The organism is Tenacibaculum pelagium (genome assembly GCF_014062345.1).
Lineage (GTDB): Bacteria > Bacteroidota > Bacteroidia > Flavobacteriales > Flavobacteriaceae > Polaribacter > Polaribacter pelagius.
Genome location: NZ_JACGLS010000001.1, coordinates 294,543 through 306,777 on the forward strand (window position 1 = coordinate 294,543; position 12,235 = coordinate 306,777).

At 30.3% G+C, this 12,235-nt stretch carries 10 protein-coding genes; 6 read left to right on the forward strand and 4 right to left on the reverse strand.

The features are described 5' to 3' along the window. Position 1: 1 nt before the first annotated feature. Complete coding sequence (locus H3Z83_RS01385; RefSeq protein ID WP_182123691.1) at positions 2-955, reverse strand: patatin-like phospholipase family protein; 954 nt, start codon at positions 953-955, stop codon at positions 2-4. Between the two features lie 49 nt (positions 956-1,004). Between H3Z83_RS01385 and H3Z83_RS01390 the strand changes: the two genes are divergently transcribed. From H3Z83_RS01390 to H3Z83_RS01415, 6 genes are all read left to right on the forward strand, one after another. Next, the gene (locus H3Z83_RS01390; RefSeq protein WP_182123692.1) at positions 1,005-2,048 is read left to right on the forward strand and encodes a WD40/YVTN/BNR-like repeat-containing protein; all 1,044 of its coding nucleotides are present in this window, start codon (positions 1,005-1,007) and stop codon (positions 2,046-2,048) included. 88 nt (positions 2,049-2,136) lie between these two features. Next, a complete protein-coding gene (locus H3Z83_RS01395) occupies positions 2,137-5,076 on the forward strand; it encodes an amidohydrolase family protein (RefSeq protein WP_182123693.1) in 2,940 nt (979 codons plus the stop codon). 19 nt (positions 5,077-5,095) lie between these two features. Continuing rightward, positions 5,096-6,391 carry an amidohydrolase family protein gene (locus tag H3Z83_RS01400; protein ID WP_182123694.1) on the forward strand — a complete coding sequence of 432 codons (1,296 nt, stop codon included), beginning with the start codon at positions 5,096-5,098 and terminating at the stop codon, positions 6,389-6,391. 173 nt (positions 6,392-6,564) lie between these two features. Continuing rightward, a complete protein-coding gene (locus H3Z83_RS01405) occupies positions 6,565-7,356 on the forward strand; it encodes a TrmH family RNA methyltransferase (protein ID WP_182123695.1) in 792 nt (263 codons plus the stop codon). A gap of 14 nt (positions 7,357-7,370) precedes the next feature. Further along, positions 7,371-8,585, forward strand: a complete 1,215-nt coding sequence (locus tag H3Z83_RS01410; protein WP_182123696.1) for a peroxiredoxin family protein — start codon at positions 7,371-7,373, stop codon at positions 8,583-8,585. A gap of 77 nt (positions 8,586-8,662) precedes the next feature. Beyond that, a complete protein-coding gene (locus H3Z83_RS01415; RefSeq protein ID WP_182123697.1) occupies positions 8,663-9,451 on the forward strand; it encodes a hypothetical protein in 789 nt (262 codons plus the stop codon). A 331-nt stretch (positions 9,452-9,782) separates the two neighbouring features. On the opposite strand, the gene H3Z83_RS01420 is transcribed toward H3Z83_RS01415, so the two are convergent. The 3 genes from H3Z83_RS01420 to H3Z83_RS01430 form a co-directional block, all read right to left on the reverse strand. After that, positions 9,783-10,181 (reverse strand): GlcG/HbpS family heme-binding protein, encoded by a 399-nt coding sequence (locus H3Z83_RS01420; RefSeq protein WP_182123698.1) that lies wholly within the window; start codon positions 10,179-10,181, stop codon positions 9,783-9,785. Positions 10,182-10,340: 159 nt separating this feature from the next. After that, positions 10,341-11,174: a helix-turn-helix domain-containing protein gene (locus H3Z83_RS01425; RefSeq protein WP_182123699.1), complete on the reverse strand. Its 834-nt coding sequence runs from the start codon at positions 11,172-11,174 to the stop codon at positions 10,341-10,343. A 49-nt stretch (positions 11,175-11,223) separates the two neighbouring features. Next, entirely contained in the window at positions 11,224-12,219 is a 996-nt protein-coding gene (locus H3Z83_RS01430) for a PLP-dependent cysteine synthase family protein (RefSeq protein WP_182123700.1), read from the reverse strand. Positions 12,220-12,235 lie beyond the last annotated feature (16 nt).

Here is a 12,235-nt window from a genome sequence, read left to right on the forward strand (position 1 = left end):
ACTAAGCATTTTCTAGACCTTCTTCTATCTCTTGATTATCGATCATTTCTGGTCTAAACTCACTCATCTTATCATCATTTAATTTTTTAGCATATTTATAACCAGATTTCCACCATTTTTTCATTTTCTCTTTTTCGAAAACTAATGAATTTGTGGTTAAAACTGTTGGTGTATAATATAGATTTAACTTAACATCGTTTTGTTTTGCTGATAACTTACCAATAGTAATATTATGTTTCTCAACATTTTCTAGCATAAAATCAAACGTATCCATCATTAAAGAAAACGGGTTCTTAGCTGGCAATCTATTAATTTGAGTTACCTCTGTGGCTAAAATAATAGCATCTACTTCTTTAGCTCCACGCAAAATAGCTTCACGAATTGGCACTAAACTTCCAAAACCACCATCGGCATATTGACAATGATTTTTCTCTAACAAACTCATAAAAGGAACATAATTACACGAACCCCAAATCCAATCGCAAAAATCATCATAAGAACAATCTAAAATAGATTTATATTCTATTTGATTTGCCGTTAAATTAGATACCGTTACTACAACATCTTTATTTGATTCTCTAATTCGGTTATACATTTTTTTAGTAACACTCTTTTTTATGAGTTTTCTTAGATTTTTACTTTCACCAAAAGTCTTACGTCCATTTAAAAAATTCCAAAAAGTATTTCTATGTCGAATAGAAATTACTTTAGCTCCATTTACTTTTTTTATCTTAAAAGGACTATTACTAAAAATTGCTTTTTGATCTACAGATGTATAAATTTCTTTTAATTCATCCACCATACCTAATGCCAAATGAGAAACCATTAAACTACCTGTTGAAGTTCCTAAAAACATGTCGTATTTCTTTCCTTTTTGCTTCATTAAATATTGAGCAACACCACCAGCAAATGCCCCTTTGCTTCCACCTCCAGAAATTACTAACGCTTTTTTCATGAATTAAATTTGATTTACCTATTTTTAGTTCTGTAAAAATATCAAAAAAATGAAGAGATTCTCACTTTTAATTTTAGTCGTAATTATTTCTTATTCCTGTAAAAAAGAATACCAACCTAGAAATATTGATTCCATTAAAATTATAGAATTTAAAAGAGATAGTTCTAGTATTAGAGCAATACATGTTATAAACTCAGATTCTATTTATTATACAGGATCTAAAGGAGATTTTGGAGCTACTTTAAATGGAGGTAAAACTTGGGATAATTTTACAATTAAATATCAAGACTCTATACTTCCTCACTTTAGAAGCATTGCTTATAGTAAAAATGGTGCCTATATTTTATCTATTTCAAATCCAGCTCTTTTGTACAATATAGGTTTTTATGGTCCCAAACTAGTTTACAAAGAAGAACACGAAAAAGTTTTTTATGATAGTATGAAATTCTTTCCTGATGGAGTTCGCGGAATTGCTGTTGGAGATCCTACCGAAAATTGTCCTTCAATTATTTTAACTTCTGATGGAGGAAACACGTGGAAAAAGCTATCATGTGATAAACTACCTCTATTTGAAGAAGGAGAAGCTTTTTTTGCTGCTAGTAATACTAACATTGCTATTATTAATAAAACCGTGTGGATTGCTTCTGGTGGTAGTAAAGCAAGAATTTTAAAATCTACTGATTATGGTAATACTTGGGAGATTTATGATACTCCTATAATCCAAGGTGATGGTCCGCAAGGAATATACTCAATCGATTTTTATGATGAAAATAATGGAATTGCCATTGGAGGAAATTACGCAAAACCAAATGACAATTGTGCTAACAAAGCTATTACCAAAGATGGTGGTAAAACTTGGACTATTGTAGCCGATAATCAAAACCCTAATTACAAAAGCTGTGTCCAGTATGTTCCAAATACAAACGGAAAAGAAGTTTTTGCAGTTGGCAAAACAGGAGTTTCTTTCTCTAATGACGGAGGACATACTTGGAACGAAGTGAGTAATGACTCATATTATACAATTCAGTTTGTAGATAGTAACTCTGCTTGGTTATCTGGACATCAAAAAATTGGAAAACTGACACTTAAATAGTTCTTAATTATTTGTTAAAATAAACGTCAATTCAGCACAAATAAATACCTTTAAAATACCTTTAAAAAAAATAATTAACCAACCTAAAATGAAAAAAACACTCATACTACTGTTATTGTGTGTATCCTCTATTTATTCGCAAGAATACTTTCCGAGTAATACAGGTGTAAAAACATCAAAAAACAAACTATATGCTTTTACAAACGCTAAAATTTATGTTAGCCCTAGTAAAATCATCAAAAAAGGAACTTTACTTATTAAAGATGGTAAAGTTGTAAATTCAGGTAAATCTGTAAATATTCCCAATGGTACAGAAGTTATCGACCTAAAAGGAAAAACTATTTATCCATCTTTTGTTGATGCTTATTCAACTTTCGGAATCACTGCTCCTAAAAGAGAAAGTGGTCGTGGTAAAGGTCCTCAATACGATGCTAATAGAAAAGGATATTACTGGAACGATCATATAAGACCAGATGTTGATGCTTTCAACGATTTTAAATTTGATGCAAAAAAAGCAAAAGAATTATTAAGTCTTGGTTTCGGAACAGTAAATACACATTTAGAAGACGGAATTATGCAAGGTAATGGAGTTTTAGTTGCTTTAAATCCGAATACTACAGATGCTTATAGAGTATTAAATAAGCAATCAGGAAATTATCTTTCTTTTAGTAAAAGTAAAAAATCACGCCAATCCTACCCTACTTCTCGTATGGGAGCTATGGCTTTGTTAAGACAAGCTTATATGGATGCTGATTGGTATGCTAAAGGTAATAGTAAGAATACTGATTTAGCATTAGAAGCTTTAAATAATAAAAAAGATTTCCCTCAAATTTTTAGAGGCGGAAATTACTTAGATGATTTACGTGCTGATAAAGTTGGAGACGAATTCGGAATTCAATATACAATTGTTGGTGGCGGAGATGAATACCAACGTATAAATGACATTAAAAACACTAATGCAACTTTTATCATCCCAATCAATTATAGAAAAGCATACGATGTTAGCGATGCTTTTTTAGCTGATAAGATAGCATTAAGCGATATGCGTAAATGGAACCAAGAGCCAGCAAATCCTTCAATTTTAGCAAAAAACAATATTCCTTTTGCTTTAACAACTTATAAATTAAAAAAAGCAAAAGACTTTACAGGAAATTTACAGAAAGCTATTAAGTATGGTTTAACTAAAACCAAAGCATTAGAAGCTTTAACAACCATTCCTGCAAATATTCTTAAAAACAATAAAATTGGTAATTTAAATGCAGGAAGTTATGCTAACTTCTTAATTACTTCTGGTGATATTTTTGATGCTAAAACGACTTTATATGAAAATTGGGTACAAGGTGATAAAAACATCATAAATCCAATGAATATTAAAGATATTACAGGAGATTATACTTTATCTATTAACGGAAAAACATATGATTTAGCTATTACTGGTAAAGGAGCAAAACAAACCGGATCAATAAAAAAAGGAGAAGAAAAAATAAATTCTAAGTTTACTTTTAAAGATAATTGGGTTTCAATTACTTTAAGAGAAGGTGATGATTTTACACGTTTATCTGGTATTATCGAAAATAATCAGCTAAAAGGTACTGCTATTGATAATAACGGAAACGAATCTAACTGGTCAGCTGTTTTTAAATCTAAAAAAGATAAAAAGAAAGATGACAAAAAGAAAGGCGAAAAAACTCCAGAAATAGTTGCGGTTTCGTATCCAAACATAGGTTATGGTAACTTTAATAAACCACAACAAGAAACTATTTTAATTAAAAATGCTACAGTTTGGACTTCAGAAAATGGAGAAACTTTAAACAACACTGATGTTTTAATTAAAAATGGAAAAATTGCTCAAATCGGAAATAATCTTTCAAGTCGTGGAGCTAAGGTTATAGACGGTACAGGAAAGTACTTAACTACTGGTATTATTGATGAACACTCACATATTGCTACAACTGCAGTAAACGAAGCTGGTCATAACTCGACTGCAGAGGTTACTATTGAAGATGTTGTAGATCCTGACGATATTAATATTTATAGAAACATTGCTGGTGGTGTTACTTCTATTCAAGTTTTACACGGTTCTGCGAACCCTATTGGTGGTCGCTCTGCTATTTTAAAATTAAAGTGGGGAGAAAATGCTGATGGGTTAATTTATAAAAACACACCTAAATTCATAAAGTTTGCTTTAGGTGAAAATGTAAAGCAATCTAACTGGGGAGATATGCAAACAGTACGTTTTCCACAAACTCGTATGGGAGTTGAACAAGTTTATATCGATTACTTTCAAAGAGCAAAAGAATACGATGCTAAAAAGAAAAGTGGACAACCGTATCGTAAAGATATCGAGTTAGAAACTTTAGCTGAAATTATTAATAAAGAGCGTTTTATTTCTTGTCACTCTTACGTGCAATCTGAAATAAACATGTTAATGAAAGTTGCTGAAAAATTCGGTTTTAACATCAATACATTTACCCATATTTTAGAGGGATATAAAGTAGCAGATAAAATGAAAAAACACGGAGTTGGTGGATCTACATTTGCCGATTGGTGGGCATATAAATACGAGGTTAACGATGCAATTCCTTATAACGCTGCAATTATGCACAATCAAGGAGTAACCGTTGCAATTAACTCTGATGATGCAGAAATGTCTCGTCGTTTAAACCAAGAAGCTGCAAAGTTGGTAAAATATGGCGACATGTCTGAACAAGATGCTTGGGCTACCGTAACTATAAATCCTGCAAAATTATTGCACCTAGATGATCGTACAGGTAGCATTAAAGTTGGTAAAGATGCTGATGTAGTTTTATGGAGTGGTAATCCTTTATCAATCTATACAAAAGCGGAAAAAACAATTATTGATGGTACTGTTTATTTCGATATCGAAAAAGATAAAGAAAAGCGTAAAGCAATTAAATCAGAACGTTCTAAGCTGATTAATATGATGTTACAAGAAAAATTAAAAGGTGCTAAAACACAAGCTCCTGTAAAGAAAACTAAAAAATTATTCCACTGTGATACCGAATAAAAATTTAAAAATATCAAACATGAAAATTAATTTAATTTATGGTTTATTATGTTTCTTATTTTTAGGAAACATCGTAGCACAACAAACACCAGCTCCTAAGCAAACTCAAGATTATAGCATTGAAGGTGCTACTGCTCATTTAGGAAACGGACAAGTAATAGAAAACTCATTAATCATGTTTTCTAACGGAAAAATATCTTTCGTAGGAAATGCTAATATGAAAATTGCACGTCAAGGTACTGTTATCAATGCCAAAGAAAAACATGTCTACCCAGGATTTATCGCAGCAAACTCTTCTTTAGGTTTAGCTGAAATTGATGCGGTACGTGCAACAAGAGATGTTGATGAAGTTGGTAGTATGTTACCTCATATTCGAAGTATTATTGCTTATAATACTGAGAGTAAGGTAATCGAAAGTATGCGTCCTAACGGAGTATTTATGGCACAAATAACTCCAAGAGGAGGTGTTATTTCTGGTACTTCATCAGTAGTACAATTCGATGCTTGGAATTGGGAAGATGCTACTTTAAAAACTGATGACGGTGTTCATATGAATTGGCCTAATAGTTTTAGCCGTGGTCGCTGGTGGTTAGGAGAAGACCCTGGATTAAAACCTAACAAAAATTATCAAAAAGGTATTACTAAAATTAAGGAATACATTAATAATGCTAAAGCTTATTTAAAAGGTAATAAATCTTCTAAGATTTTACCTTATGATGCTTTAGAAGGAGTTTTAAACGGATCACAAAAAATGTTTGTTCATGTTGGTGGACAGAAAGGAATTACTGATGCTGTAAATACTTTAAAAGAGTTAGGAATTAACAACATTGTTATTGTTCATGGTCAAGAAGCAGAAAAAGTAGCTGACTTATTAAAAAAGAACAATATTCCTGTAATTTTAGAACGTGCACATCGTTTACCAAATACCGAGGATGAAGATTATGATTTACCATTCCGTTCTGCAAAAATATTGTCAGATGCTGGTATCTTAATTGGTTTAGGTATGGAAGGCGATATGGAACGTATGAGTACTCGTAATTTACCTTTCTATGCAGGTACTTATGCTGCTTATGGTTTAGGTAAAGAAAAAGCTTTGCAGTTAATCACTCAAAACAACGCGAAAATCTTAGGTATAGATGATAAAGTAGGAACTCTAGAAGTTGGTAAAGATGCAACACTATTTATCTCAAAAGGTGATGCTTTAGATATGCGAACTAATATTTTAACCGATGCATTTATACAAGGGAGAAAAATTAGTTTAGAAACGCATCAAACAAAACTTTGGAAGCGATATTCTAACAAGTATAAAAAATAAATAAAAAGCTCGGTATAACTACCGAGCTTTTTTAATTCAAACAAATCTGTTAAAAATTATCCCCTTACTTAACTTTTAATCACAAAGTTTAAATTATTAATACAATATTGTATTGCAAATATTAAACGAAAAACTATAAAATAAAATACCTAATATTGGGTATTTTTGTAGCTATGAAACAAATTAGTAGTACACAGAATTCATATATAAAAGACCTATTAAAGCTTCAAGATAAATCTCGTGAAAGAAAAAAGAAAGGATTGTTTATTATTGAAGGTCAACGTGAAATTTCTTTAGCTATAAAAGGGAATTATCAGATAGACACTATGCTGTTTGTTCCTGAAATGTTTTCTAAAGAAAATTTAAATCAAATTCAGCAACACACTTCACAATGTATTGAAATTACCAAAGAAGTATATCAAAAACTAGCATATCGTGATACTACCGAAGGTGTTATTGCTGTTGTAAAATCTAAAAAATTTAGTTTAGATACTGTTAATTTTAACACCTCTACTCCACTTATTTTGGTATTAGAAGGAATTGAAAAGCCTGGAAATATTGGTGCTATACTTCGTACTGCCGATGCTGCTAATGTAGATGCTGTTTTTATTGCTGACCCAAAATCCGATTTATTCAATCCTAATATTATCCGTTCAAGTGTTGGCTGCGTTTTCACTAATCAAATCGCTGTGGGTTCATCAGAAGAAATGATTGATTTTTTACAAGCTAAGAATATCAATATTTATAGTGCTACCCTGCAAAACTCAAATCAATATCATAAAAACGATTACACGCAAGCAACCGCTTTAGTAGTTGGTACAGAAGCTACTGGAATAACTCAAATTTGGCGAGATAAAGCCACTCAAAACATCAACATACCTATGCAAGGAGAAATAGATTCTATGAATGTTTCGGTTGCTGCTGCTATTTTAACCTTTGAAGCAAAACGACAAAGAGGTTTTTAAATCACACATTTATTATGAGATACTATATTACTTTTATCGTACTTGCTATTTTTATTTCGTGTACTAAACAACAACCTCGAACCTTAGAGTTAGGAACGTATAGAGCTGTTTTAAAAATTCAAGACAATCAAGAATTACCATTTATTTTTAATGTTAAGAATGATACTTTAATTGAAATTTATAATGCAGATGAGATTATCGAAGTAGATGAAATCACTTATAAAAACGATTCTATTTATATTCAAACTCCAGTTTTCGAGGGCTATATAGTAGCCAAAATTACAAACGAAGAATCTTTAAATGGATATTTTATAAAGCCTAGTTTAAATAGAATAGTTCCTTTTAAAGCTGAAGGTCATGACAACACCAGATTTAAAATGAATAAAGATGCTTCTGTTAACATTAATGGAAATTGGGAAACTGTTTTTAGTCCAAATTCAAAAGAAGATCGCTATATAGCCAAAGGTATTTTTAAACAGATTGAAAATAAAGTAACAGGAACTTTTAGAACAACTACCGGTGATTACCGTTATTTAGAAGGTGTTGTTGATGGAGATTCTTTAAAGCTTTCAACTTTTGATGGTGCGCATGCATTCTTATTCACTGCTAAAGTTACCGATTCTACCATGACGGGTAATTTTTATTCTGGTAATCATTGGAAAGAACCATTTGTAGCCAAACTAAATAATAGTTATGAGTTACCAGATGAAAATAAATTAACTTCTTTAAACGAAGGATTTAAAACTTTTAATTTTTCATTTCCTGATGAATCTGGTAAGCTAGTTTCATATAGCGATGAACGTTTTAAAAACAAAGTAACTATTGTACAAATTATGGGAACTTGGTGCCCAAATTGTTTAGATGAAAGCAAATATTATGTGGAGTATTTGAAAAATAATCCTAACAAGAATATTGAATTTGTTGCTTTGGCTTTTGAAATAGATAAAACCCAAAAAAAAGCTTTCGAAAAAATTAATAGATTAAAAGATAGATTAGGCATTAATTATCCAATACTATTAGCACAATACGGAGGTTCTGATAAAAAGGAAGCTGCTAAAAAGCTACCAATGCTAAATCATATTCTTTCCTATCCAACAACTATATTTATTGATAAAAAAGGAATTGTACGTAAAATACACACAGGCTTTAACGGACCAGCAACAGGACAAAAATATATTGGTTTTAAAAATGAGTTTGAAGCTTTTGTTAATCTATTAGCTAAAGAATAAGTTTAGTTTGATTCTTAACCAAAAACAAATAACTTTCGCTAACGTTAAATATTAATCATTAAAACAACTCCGCCGTATTGAAAAAAATATTTACACTTTTATTAATCTTTACCTTTTCGAGTTCTTATTCTCAAGAGAAAATAAAATTAGTTGAATACACTTCAAGTAAATGTGAAGAGATATACTTTGAAAACATTAATAAAGTTAACTCCAGAATAATTAATAAAGAATTAATTAATGATATTTTAAATATTAGTGTTTTAACAACAACTAGCTGTGATAATACTGAGATTGGAGAAATTGAAGTTAAAAACGATACTTTAAACCTAATTCATCATACAAAAAGAGATTTCATAGAACCAATTACAAAAATTATTGTAAAAAATGATTCTATTCAAGTGATTGAAAAAGCCACTCATATTGAAGAAATTACAGAATGTGAGTGCGTATACAAACTCAACTATTTGATAAAAAACATTGAATTAGAGAAATTTATTGTGACTTTAAATAGTAAGATAATTGAAGAATCTGAACATCAATTTAAAATTAAAAGAGACAAAGCTACATTTGAAATTGTAAAAGGAGACACTATAAATTTAATTGATATTTACGGACTAAAACAAAAATTACATATTAAATACAGAAAAGATGGAAAACTAATTTCTAAACTATATTTTAAAGATGGAGAGAAAATTTCTGGTTTAGCAAGAGTCTTTTATGATTTTTTCGGTTTCGATAAAGCTGAAACTTATATAGAAAAAGGAAAGTTCACTAAGAGAAAATATTATAATAAAGGAAAACTAATAAAAACTTGTGATACAATGGGAGGATTTGAAGAAGACACTAAATGTGTATATCAAAAATAACTATTGCTAACAATAGCTATCGAAAACCCTTAATTTTTATTCCAAATTAACATTTATAACTTCTATAATATTTCACTAATTTCGAATTTCTAAATTGTATTACAAATACTTTAATTAATAATTACAGAGATGTAATATTTGTACTTAATTTATAAGTATTTAGATAATTAATAATTGTCCATATGGACTCCATATAATGAAAGTTTGTATCGCCGAAAAGCCGAGTGTAGCTCGCGAAATAGCTAATATATTAGGTGCCAATACCAAACTAGATGGTTATTTCATAAAAAAGGGGCAGCAATTGCTACCCCTTATAAATTTTGTTATATAATTAGATTGCGTTTGCACCAGCTTCAGCTACAGTATGATCGTTCTCTACAGAACTACCACTTACCCCTACAGCACCAATTACATTTCCGTTAGCATCTTTTAATGGTACACCTCCAGGAAAAGTAATTAATCCATTATTAGAGTGTTCTATATTATATAAAGCTCCTCCTGGTTGAGATAACTCACCAATAACACCCGTATTCATATCAAAGAAGCGAGAAGTTTTTGCTTTTTTAATAGAGATATCTAACGAACCTAACCACGCTCCATCCATACGTGCAAAGGCTACTAAGTTTGCTCCTGAATCAACTACAGCAATGTTCATCTTCGTATTAATTTCTATTGATTTAGCTTTTGCAGCTACTATAATCTTTTCTGCTTGCTCTAATGTAATATTCATAATATTTTATTTTTATTGATTTATTAATGATACTGCAAATTTAGTTTGACGATTCAGATAACGAGTTACTAGAAAAGCTCAATCAGTTATGAAAAAAGGTCAAACTAACTCAACATTCAATTTATCACCTGATTTTCAATAAAAATAAAATATTATTATTTAGATTTCTGAGGGATTTACCCCAAATTTATTCTTAAAAGCACTACTAAAGTTAGATAAATTATTGTAGCCCAAATCAAAATACACCTCTGACGATTTTAAACCCTCTCTTAATATTAATTCTTTAGCTTTTAACAATCTTTTATCACGAAACCATCTACCGGGAGAAACTTCAAATTCTTTTATAAAATGTCTCTTAAAGGTTGAAAGGCTCATATTACACAAAAAAGCAATTTCTTCTAACGTAAGTGAAGTATAAACGTTTTTCTCTACTACTTTTTTTAGTGGAGATTTTTCTTCTGTTATTAAGGACAATAAATAGTTTTCAAACTTAACTCCATATTTATTAATTAAATATAATAAAAGCTCTTCGAACTTAACAGTTAATAAAGTATCCATAAAACCAACAGGAGCATCCATTATAGTTGATAATGAATTTAGGTATGAATCGAAATACGAATCGTTTTCTATAACAAAATAAGAAATTGCTTCTTTATGTTCTTGATTCTCTTTTATATGCTTTTGAATAAACTCTTTTAAGCGTTTTTCTGAAAAAAAGAAAAGTTTGCAGTAATATGTTTCTTCAGTATCTAACAGCTCACTCCAAAGGCAGTTTCCTTTTTTTAAAAGTAATGATTGACTATTATCTACTAAAACAGAAGTATCAGCAAAATGAACTTGTTTTTTTCCTGTTTGAAGAAAACTAAATATATGTCTATTTAAATTGACCTTCGTTTTAATAATATCTTCGGTCATTTTAAAATCGTACACAAATAAATCAGGAATGCTTTCTTGATTTTTCATATACGATTCAGGAATATTTTCTATAGCCATTTAGTTCTTTTAAATACAGTATTTACATCAAACTAAATTACAAAAAAAATTACTCTAAAAAGCCTTGTTCTTTCATCCAAGTGTCTGAATAAATTTTATCCATATAACGAATACCGTGGTCTGGTAAAATAACTACCACAAAACTATTTTCATTAAAAATACCTTTTTCTGCATATTGTTTTGTTGCTTGAATTACAGCTCCAGAAGTATAACCACAGAATAAACCTTCTTCTTGTACCAGCTCTCTTGAAGCTAAAGCGGCTTCTTTATCTGAAACTTTTTCATATACATCTACAACATCAAAATCTGTTGCTCCTGGCACTAAATTTTTACCTAAACCTTCTATTTTATAAGGTGATATTTCGCTTTCATCAAGCTCACGAGTTTCATGGTATTTTTTAATTACCGAACCAATAGCATCAACTCCCAAAATTTGTATCTCTGGATTTTGTTCTTTTAAATACCTTCCAGTCCCAGAAATAGTTCCTCCGGTTCCACTAGCAACAATTATATGCGTTACCTTGCCTTGAGTTTGCTTCCAAATTTCAGGTCCTGTTGTATGGTAATGTGCTTCAATATTTAGCTCATTAAAATATTGATTAATATAAATAGAATTTGGAGTTTCTTTATGAATTCTCTTTGCTGTTTCGTAATACGAACGAGGATCATCTGCCGCAACATTTGCTGGACATACATGTACCTCAGCTCCCATTGTTTTTAAAACATCAATTTTATTTTGAGATGATTTATCACTTACAGCCAAAATACATTTATAACCTTTTACTAAAGCGATCATAGCTAAACTAAATCCAGTATTACCCGAAGTCGTTTCTACAATAGTATCTCCAGGAGTAAGAATTCCTTTTTTCTCTGCATTTTCTACAATATGTAATGCAATTCTATCTTTAGCAGAATGCCCAGGATTAAACGCTTCAACTTTTGCATAAAAATCACCTGGCAAATCTTTAGTTATTCTTTGTAGTTTAACAATTGGTGTTTGCCCTACTAAATCTAATATACTATTTGCTATATCCTGGTTTCTCATTCTCTATTTTAATAAA